This window comes from Corallococcus macrosporus DSM 14697 (genome assembly GCF_002305895.1).
GTDB classification, from domain to species: Bacteria; Myxococcota; Myxococcia; order Myxococcales; family Myxococcaceae; genus Myxococcus; species Myxococcus macrosporus.
Genome location: NZ_CP022203.1, coordinates 8,666,948 through 8,688,821, shown reverse-complemented (window position 1 = coordinate 8,688,821; position 21,874 = coordinate 8,666,948). Strand labels below are relative to the sequence as shown.

The 21,874-nt window shown below is 70.3% G+C and carries 13 protein-coding genes, 1 pseudogene and 1 CRISPR repeat array; of the genes and pseudogenes, 10 read left to right on the top strand and 4 right to left on the bottom strand.

What is annotated here, in order from left to right:
• Positions 1-3 precede the first annotated feature (3 nt).
• The 5 genes from cas10 to cmr6 are packed head-to-tail and all read left to right on the top strand — an operon-like array spanning position 4 to position 5,409.
• Positions 4-1,806, top strand: coding sequence for a type III-B CRISPR-associated protein Cas10/Cmr2 (cas10, locus tag MYMAC_RS35340; RefSeq protein ID WP_095961274.1), 1,803 nt, complete (start codon positions 4-6; stop codon positions 1,804-1,806).
• Positions 1,799-3,010 carry a type III-B CRISPR module-associated Cmr3 family protein gene (locus MYMAC_RS35335; protein WP_095961273.1) on the top strand — a complete coding sequence of 404 codons (1,212 nt, stop codon included), beginning with the start codon at positions 1,799-1,801 and terminating at the stop codon, positions 3,008-3,010. The genes cas10 and MYMAC_RS35335 overlap by 8 nt, the downstream gene beginning before the upstream one ends.
• 2 nt (positions 3,011-3,012) lie before the next feature.
• Entirely contained in the window at positions 3,013-3,957 is a 945-nt protein-coding gene (cmr4, locus tag MYMAC_RS35330; protein WP_095961272.1) for a type III-B CRISPR module RAMP protein Cmr4, read from the top strand.
• A complete protein-coding gene (locus MYMAC_RS35325; protein WP_095961271.1) occupies positions 3,954-4,346 on the top strand; it encodes a type III-B CRISPR module-associated protein Cmr5 in 393 nt (130 codons plus the stop codon). The genes cmr4 and MYMAC_RS35325 overlap by 4 nt, the downstream gene beginning before the upstream one ends.
• Positions 4,339-5,409 (top strand): type III-B CRISPR module RAMP protein Cmr6, encoded by a 1,071-nt coding sequence (gene cmr6 / locus MYMAC_RS35320; protein WP_239989217.1) that lies wholly within the window; start codon positions 4,339-4,341, stop codon positions 5,407-5,409. The genes MYMAC_RS35325 and cmr6 overlap by 8 nt, the downstream gene beginning before the upstream one ends.
• Before the next feature lie 394 nt (positions 5,410-5,803).
• A CRISPR array of direct repeats spans positions 5,804-10,290; the repeat unit is 36 nt; unit sequence GTCCCGCTCGCCGTGATGCCGGAAGGCGTTGAGCAC.
• 289 nt (positions 10,291-10,579) lie between these two features.
• Here cmr6 and MYMAC_RS35315 read toward each other — a convergent pair.
• Positions 10,580-10,963: pseudogene (locus tag MYMAC_RS35315) on the bottom strand (DUSAM domain-containing protein).
• 287 nt (positions 10,964-11,250) lie between these two features.
• Here MYMAC_RS35315 and MYMAC_RS35305 point away from each other — a divergent pair.
• The gene (locus MYMAC_RS35305) at positions 11,251-12,360 is read left to right on the top strand and encodes a hypothetical protein (protein ID WP_095961269.1); all 1,110 of its coding nucleotides are present in this window, start codon (positions 11,251-11,253) and stop codon (positions 12,358-12,360) included.
• 288 nt (positions 12,361-12,648) lie between these two features.
• Here the strand turns inward: MYMAC_RS35305 and MYMAC_RS35300 are convergent, their stop codons facing one another.
• The 3 genes from MYMAC_RS35300 to MYMAC_RS38210 all read right to left on the bottom strand — a co-directional run bounded on the left by MYMAC_RS35300 (position 12,649) and on the right by MYMAC_RS38210 (position 14,195).
• The gene (locus tag MYMAC_RS35300; RefSeq protein WP_095961268.1) at positions 12,649-13,257 is read right to left on the bottom strand and encodes an imm11 family protein; all 609 of its coding nucleotides are present in this window, start codon (positions 13,255-13,257) and stop codon (positions 12,649-12,651) included.
• 11 nt (positions 13,258-13,268) lie between these two features.
• Positions 13,269-13,748, bottom strand: coding sequence for an AHH domain-containing protein (locus tag MYMAC_RS38215; RefSeq protein WP_239989216.1), 480 nt, complete (start codon positions 13,746-13,748; stop codon positions 13,269-13,271).
• A gap of 120 nt (positions 13,749-13,868) precedes the next feature.
• A complete protein-coding gene (locus tag MYMAC_RS38210) occupies positions 13,869-14,195 on the bottom strand; it encodes a hypothetical protein (RefSeq protein ID WP_239989215.1) in 327 nt (108 codons plus the stop codon).
• Between the two features lie 416 nt (positions 14,196-14,611).
• On the opposite strand from MYMAC_RS38210, the gene MYMAC_RS35290 reads away from it, so the two are divergent.
• The 4 genes from MYMAC_RS35290 to MYMAC_RS35275 all read left to right on the top strand — a co-directional run bounded on the left by MYMAC_RS35290 (position 14,612) and on the right by MYMAC_RS35275 (position 21,872).
• On the top strand, positions 14,612-16,225 hold the full coding sequence (locus MYMAC_RS35290) for an AAA family ATPase (protein ID WP_095961267.1): 1,614 nt from the start codon (positions 14,612-14,614) through the stop codon (positions 16,223-16,225).
• Positions 16,222-17,742 (top strand): VWA domain-containing protein, encoded by a 1,521-nt coding sequence (locus MYMAC_RS35285; protein ID WP_095961266.1) that lies wholly within the window; start codon positions 16,222-16,224, stop codon positions 17,740-17,742. The genes MYMAC_RS35290 and MYMAC_RS35285 overlap by 4 nt, the downstream gene beginning before the upstream one ends.
• Positions 17,743-17,916: 174 nt before the next feature.
• Positions 17,917-20,889 (top strand): DEAD/DEAH box helicase, encoded by a 2,973-nt coding sequence (locus tag MYMAC_RS35280; protein WP_095961265.1) that lies wholly within the window; start codon positions 17,917-17,919, stop codon positions 20,887-20,889.
• Complete coding sequence (locus MYMAC_RS35275) at positions 20,886-21,872, top strand: SWIM zinc finger family protein (RefSeq protein WP_095961264.1); 987 nt, start codon at positions 20,886-20,888, stop codon at positions 21,870-21,872. The genes MYMAC_RS35280 and MYMAC_RS35275 overlap by 4 nt, the downstream gene beginning before the upstream one ends.
• The last annotated feature ends 2 nt before the right edge of the window (positions 21,873-21,874 follow it).

Sequence of the window (21,874 nt, the reverse complement as noted above, 5' to 3'; positions counted from 1 at the left end):
CCCATGAGATACGTCATCGTCCTCAAGGTGGGCCCGGTGCAGGGCTTCATCGCGCAGGCCCGCCGCACACGGGACCTCTGGTACGGCAGTCAGCTCCTCTCGTTGCTCGCCCGGGAAATGGCGCGCGACCTCACGGCGTCCGGGGCCACGCTCATCTTCCCGCATCCGGACCAGGTGCGCGACACGAGCACCGGCGTGGCGAACAAGGTCGTCGCCCTGGTGGATGGCGTGCCGGAGCAGGTGGCCCGGCGCGCTCGCGACGCGGCGAAGTCCCTGCTGCGGTCGGAGTGGCGGCGCGTCGCTGGCCGATGTGAGTCCCTGCTCATCCAGGAGGCGGAGGCGCTGGCCGAGGAGCAACTCGAAGCCTTCCTGGAGGTCCACGCCGCGTGGGCGCCCGTCGATGCGTCCCCCACCGGATACGCCAAGGCCCTGCGCGAGGCGGAAGGCGCCCTGGAGGCCCGCCGCGGCCTGCGCGAGTTCTCGCCGTGGACGCGGTCGCCACCCGAGGGCACGCACAAGTCGAGCCTCGACGGAGGCCGCCCGTCCCTGCTGCGCCGTGACCGTGAGCGCGGCCCCATCTGGCGTGAACTCCGCATCGGCCTGCGCGAGGAACTGGACGCCCTGGGCCTGCTCAAGCGCGCGGGTGGCAGACCGGGGCAGTTCGTGCCCGTGCCCTCCATCGGGCTCGCGGCCGGGCTCCACGCTGCGAGCAAGGCGCACGCGGACCTCCTCGGGCGCCTCAAGGCCCAGTGCGAAGCGCGGAACTTCCAGGCCGTGCGCGCGCCGTCGCGGCCCTGGGTGAGGGACTTCCCGTTTGACGGCCAATTGCTCCTCCCCGAGCGCTGGCAGCCGTACTTCGAGGAGTGCGCCATCCCTGACGCACGGCGGTCCGCCGCCTCTTTCGGGCGTGACTTCGTGGAGCCGCTGCGCGCCGCCATGCGCTCCCGAGGCGCGGAGCCCATCCCCTACGTGGCCTGCCTGGTGGCGGACGGAGACCACATGGGCCGCGCGCTGGCGCGGCTCGCGGAGGCGCCCGACGGCGCGCGGGCGCACCAGCGCGTCTCGCAGGCGCTGGCGGGCTTCACCCAGCAGGCTCGGCGAATCGTCGAAGTGGAGCACCGGGGTGTGCTCGTCTACGCGGGCGGGGATGACGTGCTCGCGTTCGTCACGCCCGCGGATGCGCCCGCGTGCGCCCAGGACCTCGCCACCACCTTCCGCGCCACGCTGGCGGCGGCGCTGGCTGGCACGGACGCGGTGGTGCCCACGCTGTCGGTGGGGCTCGGCGTTGGCCATGTGCTGGAGAGCCTGGGGGCGCTGCTCGACCTGGGCCGCCGCGCGGAGGCCGCCGCGAAGAAGGCGGGCCGCGACGCGCTGGCCATCCTCGTGGCGAAGCACGCCGGCCGGGAGCGGTTGTGGACCGCGCCCTGGCGCATGCACCCCGTGGAGCGACTGTCGAGGGACATCACCCTGCTCACGCGCGAGCCGTGGCCGCTCCCGCTGGGCAAGGTCCATGAGGTGGCGGACCTCGAGCGCCGCTTCCCCCCGGGGTCCGCCCCAGGGCCCGAGTTGGCAGCGTTGTTGAAGGACGAGGCCGGGCGCATCCTCGCCAGGGCCGAAGCGGGCCGCGCGCCCGCGCCGCTCACCCCGGGGGACGTGGGGCTCGAGCTGTCATCGGAGGGCGCCGCGAGCGTGTCACCGCATCTCGCGCTGGAGCAGTGGTCGTCCCGGCTGCTGGTCGCCGACACCTTCGCGCGCGCTGGCCGCGGGTTGGGTTTCCTTCAGGAGAGCGAGGTTCGAGATGAATGACGCACGCTTCGCGCTGCTGCCGCGTGACGGGCTGTCGGCAAAGGACGGCCGGGGTTGGTACACCTCGGAGGTGGGGCGCGGCCACTCGCTGCCGTGGCCGTTACCCACCACCGTGCGCGGCGCCCTGCGCGCCGCGTGGGGCCATGACGTCATGGCGGCTGAGGGCATCACCCTGTCCCCTGACAGGTGGGAGCGTGACTCCGAGCGGGTGGCGCTCCAGCGCTTCATCGCGCTGCGCCGCGGGCTGGGCGAGCCATCCTTCACGCGGGACCACCGCATGTGGCCCGTGCCCGCGGACGCGGTGCGCGTGCTCGACGCGAACGGAGAGGAGCGCGTGGTCTCGCTGCAACCCCGGCCAGGCGGCGCCGCGACCCTGGGGCCCGACGAGGACGCGGCGCGTGAGGCGCTCTGGCATCCCCGCCGGGAGGAGGGTGGCAAGCCGCTGGCTCCGCCCCTGTTCTGGCCGGAGCCCCGGATGATGGCGTGGCTGCGCGGAGCGCCTGACCTGCTCACGCCAGCGCCGGAGGCGCCGTCACGGCGCACGGACATCCACCTGGCCATCGACGTGGCGACGCAGGCGGCGCAGGACTCGATGCTCCACTCCCGCGAGGTGGTGGAGTGGCTGCGTGCCCAGCGCCGGGAGGCGGGCCGACTCTTGGTGGAGGAGTGGGCGCTCGGCGTGGCCTGCGCATGGCCGGAACTGGCGGACGGACCGCCACGCGGGCCCGTGGGCCTGGGCGGGCGGCGCCGCCTGACGGACGTGGAGCGGCTGGACGCGGACCTGTTCGCCATGCCGGAGGGGCTGGCCCAGACGACGCGGGGCCTGCGCCTGGTGCTGGCCACGCCCGCGGAGTTCCGACGTGGCTGGCTGCCGGACGGACTCGAACTCGAGTCCGGGACGCCGCCACGCTACGTGGGCCGGCTGCCAGGGCTGGCCGCGCCCGTGGTGCTGCGGGCCGCGCTGGTGCCCCGGCCGCTGGACGTGTCCGGTTGGGACATGGTGCGGCGGCGGCCCCGGCCCACGCGGCGGTGGGTGCCCGCGGGCGCCGTCTATTTCTTCGAGAAGCACTGCGGCGAGGACTTCACCGCCGACGAGCTGCGCGCGCTGTGGCTGGCCTCCTGGGGCGGCGGCCACGCGGAGGCGCTGGGGCAGGTGCTGCCCGGCGTGTGGCAACCGCCCCTTCCTCACGGACAAGGAGCCTGACCATGGAGTGCCGACCCTATCTTCTCCACGCGCTGTCGCCGCTGCACGTCGGCACCGGGCAGAGCGTGGGCGTCATCGACCTCCCCCTGGCGCGGCAGAAGGCCACGGGCATCCCCATCGTCCCCGGCTCGTCGCTCAAGGGCGTGCTGCGCGAGCTGCGGCGGCCTCGCGAGGAGTCCGGGAGCGCGAGCGGCCTGCACGACGCCGTCTTTGGCCCTCGACGGAAGAAGCCGGGCGTCGAGGGCGACGAGCCGGGGGACTACGCGGGCGCGCTGGTGGTGGGCGACGCGCGGCTGCTCGCGCTCCCGGTGCGCAGCTTCGTGGGCACCTTCGCGCTGGTGACCTCGCCCCTGCTGCTCGCGCTGGCCCGGCGGGACCTGGGCGCGCTGGCGGAGGCGTGGCCCGTGGTGGCGCCGCTGGAGGGGCGCCGCGCACAGGTGGCCTCGCTGAAGGGCAGTCTGGTTGTGTACTCCGCGGAGGGCTCGGCGGCCGCCGTGTACCTGGAGGACCTGGACCTGCCCGTCGCACAAGAGCCGGACACGGCCCTGGCCACCTGGGCCCAGGGCCTGGCCGGGCTGCTCCCGGACGCGGAGCGCGAGCTGCTGACGCGGCGGCTGGTCCTGGTCGACGACGAGACGATGTCCTTCCTCTGGGAGACGGCCACGCAGGTGGACACGCGCGTGAGCATCGAGCCGGACACGGGCACCGCCGCCGACGGACATCTCTGGACGGAGGAGAGCCTGCCGGCGGAGACGTTGCTGGTGGGCGTGCTGGGCGCCACGGGCACCTTCAACGCGGCGCCGCGCAAGCTGACGCCGGACGAGGTGCTGGGCGAGGCGCTGGGAGGCGAGGGCGCGGTGCTTCAACTGGGAGGAAAGGCCACCGTGGGGCGCGGCCGGTGCCGGCTGTCGGCCTGGCGCCCGTCCGTCGTGGGAGGTGCCCGATGACGGGACAGACGCGGGAGCAGCGGCGCGCGCTGGAGGTCTACGCGCGGGTCCGCGAAGTGCGTGACCGGCACCCCAGGCTGTGCGCGGAGTACAAGCCCCGGGTGAACGGCCTGGGCGCGGCGGTGCTGCGCGACGGCCTGGCCGCGGCGCTCTCCTTCCTGGAGCGGGAGCGCACCCCGGCCACGGACCGGCTGCTGGAGGACCTGGCCGTGTGCCTGGCCCAGGTCCTGTCGAAGCCGGGGCTGCGCGGCGAAGAACTGCCCGAGGCGGTGCGCAACCTGAAGCTGGAGGCGTACATGCTGGCCACGCGCGAAGCGCTCCGGCTGCTGGTGTGGTTCCGCCGCGCGGTGCAGTCCACCTTCCCGGCGGAGGCGTCCAGCCATGGGTGAGGCGGCGAGACGCCCCGAGGAGACGATGCGCGCCGCCCTGCGCCACCTCGTGGGGACGAAGCCCGGGGAGACCGCGCACGCGGGGCTCGTGTACGAGCGGTACGCGCCGGTGAAGGCGCATGAGCCTGGCTCGAAGTGGGAGGACTGGCTGTCCGGCCTGGAGGCGCACGCGGAGCCGGAGGGGTATTCCAGCGCCTACAGGCGGTGGGAGGACTCGCTCCGGCAGTCCCACGCGGTGACCTTCCAGGCGCGCGCGGAGAGCCGGCTGCTGGTGGGGCATGGCCACGCGTCGCCCACGGGCGTGGGGTTGACGCTGCACCATACGTGGGGCGTGCCCGTGGTGCCGGGGTCCTCCCTGAAAGGCGTGCTCGCCGGGTATCTGCGCGCGGTGCTGGGGGACGGCGCGGCGCAGGCGCGGCGCAGGCTCTTCGGCGTGCCGGGGGACGCGGGCGCGCGGGCCCAGGCCGGCGAGGTCATCTTCCATGACGCGCAGTGGGTGCCGGGCGCCTCCGGGTTCCTGTCCCGGGACGTGCTCACCGTCCACCAGAAGGCGTGGTACGGCGGGGAGGCGGAGTGGCCGAGCGACCATGACGCGCCCAACCCCGTGTCGTTTCTGACGGTGCGCCCGGGGGGGCGCTTCCTCGTGGCGCTGAGCCTGGCGCCCGCGCGGGAGCAGGCCCCGGACGCGGAGGCGCTCCTGGCGTGGGCCGCGCGGCGGTTGGATGAGGCGCTGCGACACTGGGGCGTGGGCGGCAAGACGGCCGCGGGGTATGGCCGGTTGGTCCGGGTGGACGAGTTCGACTCGCGGAGGCCCCGGCGCCCGGTGCGGGGCTCGCCTGAGTTGGATGCGTTCCGTGCGTGGGCGGCGGCGCGGCGCGACGATGAGGAGATGCCCAAGCGGCAAATCTTGGAGGACTTCGAACGTGAGTGGTTGCCGCGGCTGTCGCGACTGGCGCCGGACGCGCGCGAGGTGTGCGCGGCCGCGCTGCGGCACCTGGTCCCGAAGCACCGGAAGTTCGGGCCGTGGCGGGACGCGTTGATTGCCCGGATGATGGAGGCGTAGGCGCGCCGCCTCTGTTCACCTCCTTCAAGGTGACTTCTCCGAGGGAGCGGACGGCGGGGGCTGCGCGGCCGTGTCGCACATGACGCTGGCGTGGCAGCGGCCTTGCTACGTTGTCGGGGCACGTGCAGTCGGGGGGAGGTGTGGGGTGGGGGACATTCAAGCACCTCGCCGTGGCGGCGGCTCCTCACGGCGGAACAGGCGAAATCCCCTGTGAGTTCATGGGGTTGAGGCTCTTTGACAGGTGAATAGGTGCATGATCGATGAAAAGCATGGTGATTTCAGTGGGTTGGCGATTCTGGGTAGGGTCTGGAGCAGCCAACCTGGAGGAAGGTGGGGGAGGTGCTTGAAAAGGGGCTTGTAACCCATTGGAATGATTGGAAGATTTCGAGGGGCTGTCCCGCTCGCCGTGATGCCGGAAGGCGTTGAGCACCTCCCCGCCGCAAACGCCCCGTGCGCCGCAGGCAGTCCCGCTCGCCGTGATGCCGGAAGGCGTTGAGCACTACAACATGGGCGCTGCCGTCCACTGAGGGCACCGGTCCCGCTCGCCGTGATGCCGGAAGGCGTTGAGCACCCTCGCGAGCGGACAACGCTCCGCCCGCCACGGAGGTCCCGCTCGCCGTGATGCCGGAAGGCGTTGAGCACAGCGGCGTGTCTGCCTCGACGTGCGCCCAGGCCCGGTCCCGCTCGCCGTGATGCCGGAAGGCGTTGAGCACTTTCCATCCAGACAGCCCAGGGACCACGCTCGCGAGTCCCGCTCGCCGTGATGCCGGAAGGCGTTGAGCACGTCTCGCCGCGACCGATGTCTAGAGCCGTCTCTGCGTCCCGCTCGCCGTGATGCCGGAAGGCGTTGAGCACAAGCGCGACGAGGTCATCATCAGCGATGACACCAAGTCCCGCTCGCCGTGATGCCGGAAGGCGTTGAGCACTATACATGACTCCATGCCCAGGCATCTTGAGTTCGTTGTCCCGCTCGCCGTGATGCCGGAAGGCGTTGAGCACCCCCAGCGGGCGCGCACGGCGTCCCAGCGTAGCCGTCCCGCTCGCCGTGATGCCGGAAGGCGTTGAGCACGACATCAGCGCCTCAACCGGCGACGCGCCTACCAGTCCCGCTCGCCGTGATGCCGGAAGGCGTTGAGCACGAAACCCGCGAGTCGAACGCGCCACGCGCCCAGCGAGTCCCGCTCGCCGTGATGCCGGAAGGCGTTGAGCACCCCGCGCCTGTCCTCGTTGCCCTCCCTCGCGCCCTTGTCCCGCTCGCCGTGATGCCGGAAGGCGTTGAGCACCGGACGGACGTCCAGCCCGCGTAGCGCCTCCCAGTCCCGCTCGCCGTGATGCCGGAAGGCGTTGAGCACAACGACTCGATGTTCGGCGCGTCCTCTCGGATTCGTCCCGCTCGCCGTGATGCCGGAAGGCGTTGAGCACTCGGCCCTCGACAGGTTGAGGCCCATGCCAGCCGTACGTCCCGCTCGCCGTGATGCCGGAAGGCGTTGAGCACCGCTTAGCTCGACGAGTACGGATGGGTTTGCCGTCCCGCTCGCCGTGATGCCGGAAGGCGTTGAGCACGCAGCAGGCCCACCAGCGTCAGACAGGCGCCCTTGTCCCGCTCGCCGTGATGCCGGAAGGCGTTGAGCACAGGCGGTAGGCGGCGGGGCGGGTCAACAGGGCCAGTCCCGCTCGCCGTGATGCCGGAAGGCGTTGAGCACACATCATGGCTCACTTCTGGGAAATCCGGGACATGTCCCGCTCGCCGTGATGCCGGAAGGCGTTGAGCACGGGCAGCCGCTCGACTTGTCCGGGCTGCCGCAAGTCTGTCCCGCTCGCCGTGATGCCGGAAGGCGTTGAGCACCTGAAGACCTCCGCCATCTTGTGTTCGGCGGGCGTGTCCCGCTCGCCGTGATGCCGGAAGGCGTTGAGCACCCGCCGCTCAAGGCCCAGCCCTCCGCCCCCGAAGTGGTCCCGCTCGCCGTGATGCCGGAAGGCGTTGAGCACGCGTTGCCAAGGAAGACGATGCCGGCCACCGTGTCCTGGGTCCCGCTCGCCGTGATGCCGGAAGGCGTTGAGCACACTCTGGGCCTGCCCTTGCCCTTCGGTGCGAAGAGTCCCGCTCGCCGTGATGCCGGAAGGCGTTGAGCACCTGGCCTTTCAACGGGGCTGGCGTCCGTCGTAGTCGCTGCGTCCCGCTCGCCGTGATGCCGGAAGGCGTTGAGCACGCGGGCGGTGGTCAAGCTCTCCGCCCGTTCGATGTCCCGCTCGCCGTGATGCCGGAAGGCGTTGAGCACAAGGGGTTGTCGTCGGTCATGGCTGGAGGTCCTAGAAGGTGTCCCGCTCGCCGTGATGCCGGAAGGCGTTGAGCACGGAATCGCCTCCGGATGACCGGCGCAGCGAGCAGAGTCCCGCTCGCCGTGATGCCGGAAGGCGTTGAGCACTCCATGACTGCCTCCCATTGGGCGGCCCCATCGCCGGTCCCGCTCGCCGTGATGCCGGAAGGCGTTGAGCACCGCCGAGGCCGAGGGCTACGACGTGGAGGGCACGTCCCGCTCGCCGTGATGCCGGAAGGCGTTGAGCACTGGACGCCGAACTTGAACGAATCGAAAAGACGGAAGTCCCGCTCGCCGTGATGCAGGAAGGCGTTGAGCACCCGTAATCGTCTCCACGGAGTCGAGCGGCTACAACTGCTCTGGCGTCCCGCTCGCCGTGATGCCGGAAGGCGTTGAGCACCCCCAGATGTCGCCATGCGTGTCCTGCTGGAGAGTCCCGCTCGCCGTGATGCCGGAAGGCGTTGAGCACGAGGCAGCGCAGACTGTCACCGTCACAGGTGCGGCGTGTCCCGCTCGCCGTGATGCCGGAAGGCGTTGAGCACCTGCAGGTGGACAACGGCCCGGACTTCACCCGCCGTCCCGCTCGCCGTGATGCCGGAAGGCGTTGAGCACACGTCGGCAACGGAAGTCTGAATCGGCATTTCGGTTTGTCCCGCTCGCCGTGATGCCGGAAGGTGTTGAGCACCTGTTCATCCGGGATGGGCAGCAGGACATCGACGCGTCCCGCTCGCCGTGATGCCGGAAGGCGTTGAGCACTCCACGTCCGCCTTCGTCACCGTCGGGTTCTGCCAGTCCCGCTCGCCGTGATGCCGGAAGGCGTTGAGCACCGTCCGCCCTGGCCGATTTGCACCGGCAGGCCCAGTCGTCCCGCTCGCCGTGATGCCGGAAGGCGTTGAGCACGCGGGGTTCGCCCGGAGGGCCCTCTGGAGGTCCGCGGTCCCGCTCGCCGTGATGCCGGAAGGCGTTGAGCACACGTCGAAGCGAAGTCGTACCAGGCATGGATGAAGAAGTCCCGCTCGCCGTGATGCCGGAAGGCGTTGAGCACCTGTCTTGAGCGAGTCCCCAATCTCTTCGTTGTACGTGGTCCCGCTCGCCGTGATGCCGGAAGGCGTTGAGCACAGCGCCAGCGCTGGGAGAAGGTGCTGCGGATGCTGGTCCCGCTCGCCGTGATGCCGGAAGGCGTTGAGCACACTCCCGCCGCCACGTTGTCATGACGTGGCACCCGGGTGTCCCGCTCGCCGTGATGCCGGAAGGCGTTGAGCACTCCTGGCCCCGCGCGTGCCCGAGGCCTCTGTGCGAAGTCCCGCTCGCCGTGATGCCGGAAGGCGTTGAGCACTTGATGTCGGACGACGCCTGGGCGTACCTGGCAGTCCCGCTCGCCGTGATGCCGGAAGGCGTTGAGCACTCCTGGTCCAGCTGCTTGGAGGTGATGGGGGGTTCAAGTCCCGCTCGCCGTGATGCCGGAAGGCGTTGAGCACATTCTCCACCACACGGCTGGGAAGACGGATGCCTCCGAGTCCCGCTCGCCGTGATGCCGGAAGGCGTTGAGCACTAGAAATCGGGGTTGGGGTGACGGAAGGCCTTTTTCAGTCCCGCTCGCCGTGATGCCGGAAGGCGTTGAGCACACGCGCTCGCGCGCCACGCCCACCTCGGGGAGATTCGTTCCGCTCGCCGTGATGCCGGAAGGCGTTGAGCACTTGTCGAGCCCCCAGGCGACCATGGTGCCCAGAAGTGTCCCGCTCGCCGTGATGCCGGAAGGCGTTGAGCACGGACTTACTCCTGTTCGCGTACCCTCGTCTCTTGTGTCCCGCTCGCCGTGATGCCGGAAGGCGTTGAGCACACGTCCGCACCTATTCGCCTCGCGCGGGCGGCGGGTCCCGCTCGCCGTGATGCCGGAAGGCGTTGAGCACGAGACGTCCGCAGTCGTGGCAGTACAGGCGCGGGCGGCCACGTCCCGCTCGCCGTGATGCCGGAAGGCGTTGAGCACAGGCTCTTTCACATAGTCCATCAAGTGCCACACCAGTCCCGCTCGCCGTGATGCCGGAAGGCGTTGAGCACTACTCCTGCCCCTGCGTCCCTTGGACGTCGTAGAGGGTCCCGCTCGCCGTGATGCCGGAAGGCGTTGAGCACCCGCCGCCCTCCGGGCCTACCGAGAGGCCGAAGCGCAGTCCCGCTCGCCGTGATGCCGGAAGGCGTTGAGCACGTCGAGCTCGGGCGCGCTACGCAAACCGACGCCTCGTCCCGCTCGCCGTGATGCCGGAAGGCGTTGAGCACGTGTTGACGGTGTTGGCGACGTTCGACAGCGTGGTCCCGCTCGCCGTGATGCCGGAAGGCGTTGAGCACGCCGTCTGATGCACCTTCTTTGCCACGGGCATCCCACCGTCCCGCTCGCCGTGATGCCGGAAGGCGTTGAGCACCTGGAACTGGCGCGCGCTGCGCTCCCCCATCAGCACGTGGTCCTGCTCGCCGTGATGCCGGAAGGCGTTGAGCACGTTCCCTGCGCGCCAGTCGGTGCGCTGAAACTCATGTCCCGCTCGCCGTGATGCCGGAAGGCGTTGAGCACCCCCGGCGGGCATCAGGAGGGATGCTTGGAGCGTCTCCTTCTTCGAGGTCGTGGACGAAACAGTGACCATAGCCACGGGCAGCGAGTTCCCCGAGAGTCCGGCGTGGTGCGCGGACACTGCGGGGCGCTGTACTTGGCACGGACGCTGGCCGCGTCCCTGGAGTGCGTCTGGTGGCCCGAACGGACGCTGCGTGCGGCAGGGCCGCTCCGCGATTCGAGCCTGCGCCGTCTTGCGCATGTGGCGACTGCACTGAACTCGGCGAGGCGCGGCGTCAGTCGCGCCCCTCCGTCATTGCCGCGCGCCTTTCAGGCTGTCGAGCTGGCCTTGTGCCGTCTCGCGGTACAGGGGAACAACCTCCACCGCCAGCACGTCGCGCATCTCCAGCCGAGCGCTGTCGAAGTCGCCAGCTTCCTTGTGCTTGTACATTCAATGGAGCGCGTTCACGAGCCTGCTAGAGCCCTCCCGGATGCGTCGCGAGCACTCACGCAGGAGTTCGAGCGCCCCTGTTTCCGTCGAGAGAGCGCTCGCCGCATCGGCGTCGCTGATGCCTACTTCCGGGGCGGTGCGCTTCAAGAGGTCGCGCACGTCCGAGCTGAGTACGAACGGCTCGCCCTCTCGAAGCACGCGGCGAGCAAGTGAGCGAATCGGATCCCAGTCGGGTTCGTTGGTCATGTGCGAGTCCCCCCATTATTGAGGGCGGCACCTATTGATGGGCCATTCATGTTGCCCCTCGCAGTATTGGAAGCACGAGTAGCAGCGCCCCGTCCATCCCTGTGTCTTGCAGTTGCCATGGGTTCGAATGCACTCTCGTTTCCATTTGCCGCCTCCATCGCAATCTTGACGCCTGCCATGTGTGCGGCGGCCTCGCTCGCCGTGATGCCGGAGTGCATTGCTCACCTTCGGAACCTCGGGGACCCGCCCACTGTTCACGAGGGCGCCCTGCTTCGTACAAGCCCGTCATGAGCGAGCATCAGGTCTACGAGTTCGTGGCGTTGGAGCGGCCCTTGACGGCGGGGCAGATGGCGCAGCTCCGCGCGGTCTCCACTCGGGCGGAGATTACGCCGACCCGGTTCTGGAACGAGTACCACTGGGGGAACCTGAAGGCGGACCCCGCGCAGCTCCTCCTGCGCTACTTCGACGCGCACCTGTACTCCGCGAACTGGGGTGACCGCAGGTTGATGCTGCGCCTGCCGCGTGAGGGCCTCGACGTGAAGGCGCTCAAGGCGTGCTTCCCTGCACGAGGGCCATCGGCGCTCACGGTCGCGGGCGCCAACCTGGTGCTCGACTTTCGCGCGGGGGAGGAGGAGCCCCTGGACGAGGAGATGCCGCCCGGCTCGCTCGCGGCGTTGCTTCCCCTCCGGACCGAGCTCCAGCGCGGGGACCTGCGCGGGGCCTATCTCGCGTGGCTGGCCGCGGTTCAGTCGGGCTGCATCGCGCCCTCCGCGAAGGAGCCCCTCGTCCCCGAGGGACTGGGCGCGTTGACCGGGGCGCAGCAGGCCCTGGTGGGCTGGCTGAGGCTCGACGAGGACCTGCTCGCGGCTGCGGCGCACGGCCGTGAGCCGCGTGAAGATGACCGCCGCGCTCTTCGGGCCTGGGTCCGCCAACTGGCGCCCGAGCAGAAGACGCGCTGGCTCCTGCTCGCGGTGGACGCGCCGGAGCGCCCGCTCGGCGCCACGTTGCTGCGCGCTTTTCGCGAGGCACAGGCGCCCGCCCACTCGTCACCAGTGCGCACCGTCCATGAATTGCTGGCGCTCGCGAAGACCCAGCGAGAGCGCCGCGAGCGGGCCGAGGCCGAGCACAGGCGGAAGGCCCTGGCCGCCACCGAGAAGCGGCTCCAGCGACGGTTGGCGACGCTGGCTCGCGACGAGGAGGGCGCCTGGAGACGACTCGAACGCCTGGTGGCCGCGAGTGAGTACGACGAAGCGATGGGGCTCGCCGAGGAGCTCTGGGCGCTGGCCTCGCGAGCTGGCGCACCATCCCTGTTCGACACCCGCTTCGAGGCCCTCCGCAAGCGGCAGGCGCGGAGGCGCGGCTTCTTTGATCGCTGGAAGCACCGGAGGCCGGACTGAACACTTTCGGAGAAGGCCGTTGCCCCAGGCCCGTCGGACAGCGCGTTGCCGCCGCCGCGCTCGAACGCCTTCACCGAGCCCTGCTCGTGGCTGGCCTGCTCCCAAGGCCGGTGCGCAGCGCGGTGCGCTACTCCGAGGCGCAGTGGGGCTCGCGGTGGGGTTCGCGACGGAGACATTGGCGCAAGGAGATCCGTGGGGGACGGCGGCGCGATTGGGCATTTCGGAGCCGACGTTAAGGGGGCTCCCTGGCGGAACAGTTTGCGAGACGTAGGCCTTTGTTGGAAGGGCTCAGGTCGCGGGTGGCGCGCTTGCTGGTGACGCAGGCACCTGATTGAGCAGTTCCAGCAAGAAATTGGTTGGCCGAGGCTCAAGCGTGCGCAGTGCCTCCAGAATCTGCTCGCTCATGATGTAGGCATAGGAGTCTTCTTGGACTCTGAAGAGTGGTGGTGCGTGTTCAAGCTTGGCTGGATCGAGCACGAAATCACGGACAGCGACCACCTTGTCTTCATGGTACACGATGTCCGATGCCTTCAAGTTGAGACAGTCCACGGTACCAATCGGGTTCACGATGAAGTGGTCCGAGGATGCAACCCGCTTCTTGTGGTTGCAGATGGTCAGCGGAAGGTATTCTACAGTCGCCATGATGGTGCGCTCCAAGACCTCCTTGACGCGCTTGCTGACGATAAGCATTCCGCAGGCGTTTTCGACAAGGTCGGGTGTCTGAATGCCACTGTAGCGGTCGGTCATGTAGACGCGCGCGTTGGCTGGGTAGTCCGGTCCAAGTCGTTCGCCATGGGCGATCTTGTATGACTTCAACCCAAGTTCCTTGGGGTACTTGTCGATGAAGCAGTAGTCAGGGTTCTCCCTGGGCATGAGGTGGATGAGGTAGTGATTCATGTGTTCCTGAACTAGGGGCGCGTGAGCGTCTTCATCAGCTGAGTGGATTTCTTATCCAGAGACGGGCCTGTATTGCTGGCGCGTCCCCATGCAAGGATTATTTCCAAGAGTTGTGCGGACAGTTCCTCCAGGCGAGATTTGTCGAGTTCTACATCTGGAGTCTCGTGTTCATCCTTATCCTTGGATTTCTCGCAAATGGACTTGTAGTTTTCGATGATCTTGTTGAGCCCCTCGATCATCCTGCTCACCATGACGTTGTACACGGGGTGGTCCGTGCATGACGCCGGGAGCGACTTCGTATCGTCATCCTTCAGTTGGATGTGGCGTGGGAGGTTGAGCAGCGCGGCGACCTCACGGTCCTGTGGAATCAACAACATGTTCTTCTTGTGGTTGATGTTGTATTTGGCCTTTAGCAATGCCTTCTGGATCATGTTGCTGATCCTGGCTTCTTGTTCTTGAATGACCGAGTCCAGCGTGCCCTTCGGAATCAAGTGGTGGGCATTGTTCCAGTACGGCCAGGTGTCCTGCGTGAAGTTGTAGCCGGCGGGAATGCGGACCTTGCCCTTGGCGAAGGTCCGGCGCTTGATGGCGCGCGGAGGCCCGCCAATGTCTCAGTCTCCCGGCTCCGGGATGTCCAGGTGAGCGCAGTAACGGTCGGGCGTCATGCCGCCCTTGTTCGCCCGGTAGGCGGAGGTCTCGATGCGCCGCTCCGGCGGGTGCTCGTTGTAGCGGTGCAGCCGCTCCTTGATTTCCCCGTGCGTATCCGCCTGCTCATACGCTTGATATCGGTAGTTGCACGAAACCTTGTTCTTGAAGCCGGAGAAGTCGCCCGTGTGGCCGGTGAGGCAGGCACCACCTTCGGTCGTGTTCTTCACGATGAGGTGGAGGTCGTTGAGTTCCGCGTCCCCGAAATGCCCCGTGTCCTTCTTCTTCGGCATGGCCTGGTTCCGAGCTGAAGGGTGCCTGCGCCATCAAGTGTCCCGGACGCATCCGGGAGGGTCAAGGGGCTGAGGTCAGGCATGTGGTGGCGGCTTGCAGCCTTGCCGCGGGACGTGGACGGGACTCTGGCTGGGTTCACCACTCGCTTCGTGGTCTTGCGCGAGCGGAAAGCCCGACGTCGAGGGTTCCTCAATCGGAGGAAGGCGCGCGGCGCTCATTGAGCGGTGTTGTAGGACGTCCGCCGAGGCCGGACCACCGGCGTGCCTGACGCCTTGTCACGCCCGGCGCCGCGCCGACTCGAGCCGCGCATAACCCCATCCCGGTCCGTTGACGTTTTCTTTCAAGCCCACCGATGGCCTCGGCCTGTTCGTGACGTCCTCTCGGGGAAGACGCTGCTTCACGAACAGGAGACGCCATGGCCGAAGCCTTGAAGAAGCCACCGCCCGACCTCGCCGCCCGCCTCAAGGCGCTCCGGGATGGGCTGCTGACCGGGCTCGTCGAGCGGGACGTGCCGGTCCGGCTCGCGCTGCTCGCCGCGCTCGCGGGGGAGCACCTGCTGCTCATCGGGCCGCCGGGGACGGCGAAGAGCCTGGTCGCGCGCCGCCTGCACCAGGCCTTCCACCCGGCCACCTACTTCGAGCGTCTGCTGACGCGGTTCTCCGTGCCGGAGGAGCTCTTCGGGCCCCTGTCCATCAAGGGCCTGGAGGAGGACCGCTACGAGCGCCTCACGGAGGCGTACCTGCCCCGGGCGTCCATCGCCTTCCTCGACGAAATCTTCAAGGCGAACAGCGCCATCCTCAACGCGCTCCTCACGCTGCTGAACGAGCGCGAGTTCGACAACGGCGCGCGCCGCGAGCCCACCCCGCTGGTCTGCGCGGTGGGCGCGAGCAACGAACTGCCCGAAGGGGAAGAGCTCGACGCCCTGTTCGACCGGTTCCTGCTGCGGTGCCACGTCGGGCCCGTGTCGAAGGATGGCTTCCCCGCGCTGCTCGGGCTCCGGGGGAACGTGGGTGCGGAGCCTCCCCAGCAGCTCCGGTTGAGCGACGCGGACCTGGCCGAGGTGCGGGAAATGGCGGCGTTGGTGGACGTGCCGGACGATGTCGTGGCGCTGCTCGCGGACCTGCGCGACTGGTGCATGGCCGAGGGCATCCAGGTGTCGGACCGCCGCTGGCGGAAGGTCGTGAAGCTCCTCCAGACGGCGGCCCTCACGAACGGCCGGGACCGTGTGTCCATCTGGGACTGCTGGCTGCTTCAGCACTGCCTGTGGAACGAGCCCGAGCAGCGCGCGAAGGTTAATGATTGGTACTCGGCCAGGGCCGGCGCGAGCGCGGCGATGGACCCGTCCCGGCTGACGCGCATCGTGGTGTCCTGGGAGGGGCAACTCAAGCGGGACCAGGACAGCCGCTCCCAGGCGCACGACGCCGAGGGGAACCTCTTGTTCAAGGATAGTGATGGAAAGCCCACGACCGCCAAGGGCGGTCAGGGACAGGCCCGGCGTGGCAAGTCCCCGCTGTTCCTCGCGCCACCCAAGGCCCAAACGGAGAGCCCACACTCCTACACCTACGGGGACAAGGGGCGGATTCAAGACCGCACCAGGGCTGGGAAGGGATTCACGCGCGCCGAGCTGGGCCCGTTGTGGTTCCAAGACGCTTCCCAGGATTGGACGCAGTTCGAGGACTGGTCCAAGCGTGACGCCTACCTCGCGAACAAGGCGAACTGGCTCATGGAAGAGATGGACCTTCCGCCCCTCATGGAGCCAACGCGCCAGAAGGCGGCGCATCTCGACGCCTGTCTCAAGGAGCTGACCGCGCTGCGGAGCCAGGTCGAGACCTACAAGGCGCAACTGCTGGCCCACATCGCCAGCCTGGACGCGGACATCCGCGCGCACCTCTGGGTGACCGACGACTTCGCCGAGCCCGCGGCGCGGAGCCTGGGGGGCACGCGGCGTGAGGTGGAGACGCTGCTGGGCCGGCTCGACAAGCTCCGTCAGGGCTTCGAGATGCTGCCCCGCGAGGAAGCGCCTCGATGAGCGACGCCTTTGACGCCGGGGCGCTGGAGCGCGGCTACGCGTTCCTCGACGACTGTCCCGCGGAGCTCCTCCAGGAGGTCATCACGTTCCCCGTCGGGACGCTCCCGGAGCGGGTCCGGGGGATCCGCGCATGGCGTGACGCCTTGCTCGACGGACGCCTCCCTCCGGAGGGGACGTGGCCGCCGCCCGAAATCGCCGCGTCCGCGCGGTACACCGCCGAAGCCCTGGGCTTCCTTCGCTTCTGCAAGGGCCAGCCCGAGCTGGTGGACGCCTTCCTGCGCGACGTGCTCGCGTCATTCACGCGTCAGGCGTCGGTGGTCCGCGCGGAGCTCGCGGCGCGGCTGCGCGAGTTGGAGCAGCTCGAACGCCAGCGCCTGGATGCCCAGGAAGCCCAGGCCGCGAAACGAGACCGGCGTGCCCGCGCCGCCACGCGCATCGACGAGGTCACGCTCGCGCGCCTCCGCCAGCAAGCCGAACGGGAGGTCGCAGCGCGGCCCGCGAAGGAGGACGCGGAGCTCCTCGCGGCCTGGGGCGAGCGGACGCGCGCATGGGCGGAGCTCTCCGACGTGTTCGGTGACCTTGGCGAGCTGATGGGGCGCGGCTGGGACCTGAGCCTCGGCGTGCTGCGGCACACGGGGTGGATGGACCTCGTTCGGCTTCGTGAGCTCGTCGCGCAGTTGCCGCAGCTCACCGAGGTCGTGCGCTCGCTGGGACGGTTGCACGTGAGCGACGCCGAGGAGACCATCGCGGAGACCGTCTTCGTCCCGATGCGGCGGCTGGAGGAGGAGCGCCGCGAGGCCTGGACGCGGCACGTCCCTGCGGAGACCCGGGGCATCGAGCGGAGCGGTGAACTCGCGAGGATGCTGCCGGCGGAGGCGGTCAACCTCGGGCACCCCAAGCTCCGCTACCTGTGGCACGCGCGCCGGGCGGAGCGCGCGCTGCTCACGTATCGCGTCGAAGGGCTCGAGGTGGAGCGGACGCTCGTCGAGCGTGACAGCGTGGAGTCCGTCGAGCGACGCAGTCCACGCCCCAAACGCGGACCCATCATCGCGGTCATCGACACGTCTGGCTCGATGCACGGAGTGCCGGAGCGCGTGGGGAAGGCCCTGGTTCTGGAGGCCCTCCGGACGGCTCACGCGGAGAAGCGCCGGTGCTTCCTCTATGACTACAGCGGCCCGGGGCAGGTGCGGGAGTTCGAGCTGTCGCTGACCGCGGAAGGACTCGGGCGGCTGCTGACGTTCCTGGGGCAATCCTTCGGGGGCGGCAGCGACGTGGCCGAGGTCATGGCCAGGGTGGTCCAGCGCCTGGATGCCAATGACTGGAAGCGGGCGGACGTGCTCTTCGTCAGTGACGGCGAGTGGCCGGTGCCGGACGGCCTGCCACGGCGGGTGGCGCAGGCACGCGAGCAGGGCACCCGCTTTCACGGCGTCCAGATTGGCAACAGGGGCCGCACCGGCCTTCACGCCCTCTGCGACCCGGTCCACGTCTTCCAGGACTGGGCGGCCGTCGGCGGATGATAGGCCCCGGAGGCCAGTCCCTGTGTGCCCGCTCACCGCCCAGCGGTCCCTCGGGTCTGGGCGTGTCACCTGCTCGGCAGGCCCACGGCATGAGGACCTGCAAGGGCGTGCAAGGACGAACGCAGCCCTGCTTTCGCCCATCGTCCGCCAGAACCAAGCGCTACATTCCCAGCAATGCCTCTCGTGTTCCTCCCTGACGCCGAGACGCTGTTCCTCTGGGGCCCCGAGCCCTTGCCAGGCTCGCTCGACGGCCTGACGGACCCGGGTGAGCGCGCCTCCGCGCTGCTCGTGACGCCCGAGGGGCTTCGTGAGTGCAAGGGGCACAACCTACCCCTGGTCGCCACCGTGGAGCGGCTCGCGGTGGTGGGGGCCTCCGAGGCCGAGTCCTTCCCCGGCTCCATCGCCCTGTGGACGCTGGCCAGCAAGCTGGCGCTGGAGCTCATCGCGCGTGAGCGCGTGGTGCCCACCCTGTTGAGGCGGGGCGAGCGCATCGAGGCGCGCTGGGCGGCGGCGCTCTCCGCCCCCGAGGATGCCGGCCGCGTGGCAGCGCTCGCCCGGAGCATGCCGCCCGGTGCGCACGCAGTCCCCGTGGGCAAGGGGCGCGCCATCTGGGCGCCGGACGCCTTGCTGCGCGCCTTCCTCGACGCCACCACCGACGCCTTCGTCCGTGCCGCGCGCGGCGCGCCCGCGCTCCCATCCCGGCGCGCATCCTCGTGGGACGAGCGCTGGCGAGAGGCCCTCACCGGCGCGCACCGCGACTTCGCCCCCGAGGGCTTCGCGGAGCGCTCCGTCGTCGACGAGCTGACGCGCTGGAGCGAGCCCGCGCTCGGCGCTCGAGACAAGCTGCGCGCGTGCTTCCGGCTGGAGCCTCCAAGGGCGGACGGCGAGCCCTTCGTGTTGAGCTTCCACCTCCAGTCCCCGGACGACCCGAGCCTGCTCGTCCCGGCCGCCGACGTCTGGAAGACGCGCGGGCGCAGCCTGGAGAAGCTCGGCCGCGCGTTCCGGGACCCGCAGGAGTCCCTGCTGGAGGCGCTCGGCCGCGCGGCCCGGCTCTTCGCCCCGCTGGCCCTGGTGTTGGAGAGCCCACGTCCCCAGGCGCTGCTGCTGGAGCCTGACACCGCGTGGACCTTCCTCTCCGAGGGCGCCCGCGCGCTCTCCGACGCGGGCTTCGGCGTCATCGTCCCGGGCGAGCTCACCTCCTCGGGGCGGCGCAGGCTGCGCCTGCGCATGCGCGTGGGCGCGGGCACCAAGGCCGCGGGGGTCGTCAGCGGCACCGCCGGGCTGGGGCTCGACGCGCTGCTGCGCGTGGACTGGGACGCCGTACTGGGCGACCAGCCCCTCACTGCCCAGGAGCTGACGCTGCTCGCCCGGCGCAAGGCGCCCCTGGTGCGCTTCCGCGGCGAGTGGGTCGCGGTGGCGCCCGACGAGCTCGACGCCATCCAGCGCCACCTCGCCCAGGGCCCCGGCCGCATGGCGCTGAGCGAGGCGGTGCGGGTGTCGCTGCTCGGCGAGACACGCCACGGCGCGCTCCCCGTCACCGTGCTCGCCACCGGAGCGCTGGAGGCGCGCCTGCGCCAGCTCCGCGCGGGCGGGGCCACGGCCCAGGACGCGCCTCGCGCGCTGCGCGCCACGCTGCGGCCCTACCAGGCGCGCGGCCTGCACTGGCTGGACACGCTGGCTTCGTTAGGGCTCGGCGCCTGCCTGGCGGACGACATGGGCCTGGGCAAGACGGTGCAGGTGCTGGCCTTCCTGCTGCGGCGGCTCGAACAGGCGCCTGACGAGGCGCGCCCCACGCTGCTGGTAGCCCCCACCTCCGTGGTGGGCAACTGGGAGCGCGAGCTGGCCCGCTTCGCCCCCGCCCTGCGCCTGACGCCGCACTATGGCGCCGAGCGGGCCCGCGCGGCGGGCGCGTTCCCCCTCGCGCCCGGGGCCGTGGTGCTCACCACCTACGGCCTGCTGCGCCGGGACGCCGCGCTGCTCGCGGGCGTGGACTGGGGCGCGGTGGTGCTCGACGAGGCGCAGAACATCAAGAACGCGGCGTCCGCCACCGCCCGCGCGGCCCGGGCGCTGCGCGCCACCCAGCGCTTCGCGCTCACCGGCACGCCGGTGGAGAACCGGCTGGCGGAGCTGTGGTCCATCCTCGAGTTCGCCAACCCCGGCCTGCTGGGGCCGCTGGAGACGTTCCGGCGCGAGCTGGCGCTGCCCATCGAGCGCCACGGCAACCCGGAGGCCGCGGCCCGGCTGCGCCGCCTCGTCGGCCCCTTCGTCCTGCGCCGCCTCAAGAGCGACCCGGCCATCATCTCGGACCTGCCCGCCAAGAACGAGATGAAGGTCGTCTGCACGCTCACGCGTGAGCAAGCCTCGCTCTACAAGGCGGTGGTGGACGAGGAGCTGCGGCGCATCGAGGAGGCCGACGGTATGGAGCGCCGGGGCCGCGTGCTCGCGCTGCTGCTGTACACGAAGCAGATCGCCAACCACCCGGCGCAGTACCTGGGGGAGTCAGGCCCATTGCCGCGGCGCTCGGGGAAGCTGGCGCGCGTGGTGGAGATGCTGGAGGAGGCCCTGTCCGCTGGAGACAAGGCGCTCGTCTTCACGCAGTTCCGGGAGATGGGAGACAAGCTGGTGACGCACCTGTCCGAGCGCCTGGGGCACGAGGTGCTCTTCCTGCACGGCGGCACGTCCCGCAAGGCGCGCGATGAGATGGTGCGGCGCTTCCAGGAGGGGCCCCACGGCCCGCGCGTCTTCGTGCTGTCCGTCAAGGCGGGGGGCACGGGGCTCAACCTGACGGCCGCGAGCCACGTGTTCCATTACGACCGTTGGTGGAACCCCGCCGTCGAGGACCAGGCCACGGACCGCGCGTACCGCATTGGCCAGACGCGCGCGGTGCAGGTCCACAAGCTGGTGTGCGCGGGCACCGTCGAGGAGAAGGTGGACCGCCTGCTCGAACAGAAGCGCCAGCTCGCCGACAGCGTCGTGGGCACGGGCGAGCACTGGGTGACGGAGTTGGACACCGCCGCGCTGCGCGAGCTGTTCTCGCTGTCCGAGGGCGCCGTCGCGGATGAAGGCGAGGAGGACGGGGACGTCGTGCGCGCGCGTGCCCCGCGTCAGCAAGGCCGGACACGCGCGAAGAAGGCGGTGTCACGATGAGCGACAGGGACTTCTGGGGCTGGCCGTCCACGCCGAAGCGCCCGCCGCCCGCGCATGGCATCAAGATGAAGAAGGCGGGCACCACGTGGTGGGGCCAGCGGTGGCTGGAGGCGCTGGAGCGCGTCCTCGGAGGGGACTCGGGGCGGCTGTCCCGGGGACGGACGTATGCGCGTGCGGGGCGCACGCATGACCTGGTCATCCAGCGCGGCGAGGTCACCGCGCGGGTGACGGGCTCGCGCCCGAAGCCCTACGCCATCTCGCTGACGCTCAAGCGGCTCGACGACGGCGTGTGGGAGAAGGCCATCGCGGGGATGGCGGGCAGGGCGCAGTACGCCGCGGAGCTGCTCGCGGGGGCGATGCCCCAGGCCATCGACGAGGTCTTCCTCGCGGCGGGGGGCAGCCTCTTCCCACGGAGCCGCGGGGAGCTGATGACCGAGTGCTCATGTCCGGACTGGGGCGACCCATGCAAGCACGTCGCCGCGACGCACTACGTCCTGGGCGAGGCGTTGGACCACGACCCGTTCCTCCTGTTCGAGCTGCGCGGCCGGACGAAGGAGCAGGTGTTGAGCGCGCTGCGGGCCGCGCGTGGGGCGGGCTCGGACGGGGAGGGGGCCACGCGGCGCGGCGCGGCGAAGCGGAGGCGCGCGGCGGACGCCCCCGCGATTCCGAGCGTGAAGCCGGGCAAGCTGACGCGAGCCGGTTACGACGCCCCGCGCGAGCCGCTGCCGGCGCTGGGCTTCACCTTCGACGTCCCCTCCGCCTCCGGCGCGGTGCTGCGGCAGTTGGGGGCGCCCGCGTCCTGGAGCGCGAACGTCACGCCTGGAGAGGTGCTCGCGCCCCCGGTCCGCGCGGCGGCGGAGCGGGCGCGGCGCATCGCGCTCGAGGAGCCGGGAGCTGCGGATGCGCCGGCCACGGCGCCGAGGCGCCGGAGCCGCGCGAAGCCGCCCACGCGGCGCGCGAAGCGGAAGGGCGCGGACGAGTGACG

Excerpts from the sequence above, each read along its gene's own strand:
- cas10 (WP_095961274.1), top strand. The coding sequence starts at position 4 with ATGAGATACGTCATCGTCCTCAAGGTGGGCCCGGTGCAGGGCTTCATC.
- MYMAC_RS35335 (WP_095961273.1), top strand. The coding sequence starts at position 1,799 with ATGAATGACGCACGCTTCGCGCTGCTGCCGCGTGACGGGCTGTCGGCA.
- cmr4 (WP_095961272.1), top strand. The coding sequence starts at position 3,013 with ATGGAGTGCCGACCCTATCTTCTCCACGCGCTGTCGCCGCTGCACGTC.
- MYMAC_RS35325 (WP_095961271.1), top strand. The coding sequence starts at position 3,954 with ATGACGGGACAGACGCGGGAGCAGCGGCGCGCGCTGGAGGTCTACGCG.
- cmr6 (WP_239989217.1), top strand. The coding sequence starts at position 4,339 with ATGGGTGAGGCGGCGAGACGCCCCGAGGAGACGATGCGCGCCGCCCTG.
- MYMAC_RS35305 (WP_095961269.1), top strand. The coding sequence starts at position 11,251 with ATGAGCGAGCATCAGGTCTACGAGTTCGTGGCGTTGGAGCGGCCCTTG.
- MYMAC_RS35300 (WP_095961268.1), bottom strand. The coding sequence starts at position 13,257 with ATGAATCACTACCTCATCCACCTCATGCCCAGGGAGAACCCTGACTAC.
- MYMAC_RS38210 (WP_239989215.1), bottom strand. The coding sequence starts at position 14,195 with ATGCCGAAGAAGAAGGACACGGGGCATTTCGGGGACGCGGAACTCAAC.
- MYMAC_RS35290 (WP_095961267.1), top strand. The coding sequence starts at position 14,612 with ATGGCCGAAGCCTTGAAGAAGCCACCGCCCGACCTCGCCGCCCGCCTC.
- MYMAC_RS35285 (WP_095961266.1), top strand. The coding sequence starts at position 16,222 with ATGAGCGACGCCTTTGACGCCGGGGCGCTGGAGCGCGGCTACGCGTTC.
- MYMAC_RS35280 (WP_095961265.1), top strand. The coding sequence starts at position 17,917 with ATGCCTCTCGTGTTCCTCCCTGACGCCGAGACGCTGTTCCTCTGGGGC.
- MYMAC_RS35275 (WP_095961264.1), top strand. The coding sequence starts at position 20,886 with ATGAGCGACAGGGACTTCTGGGGCTGGCCGTCCACGCCGAAGCGCCCG.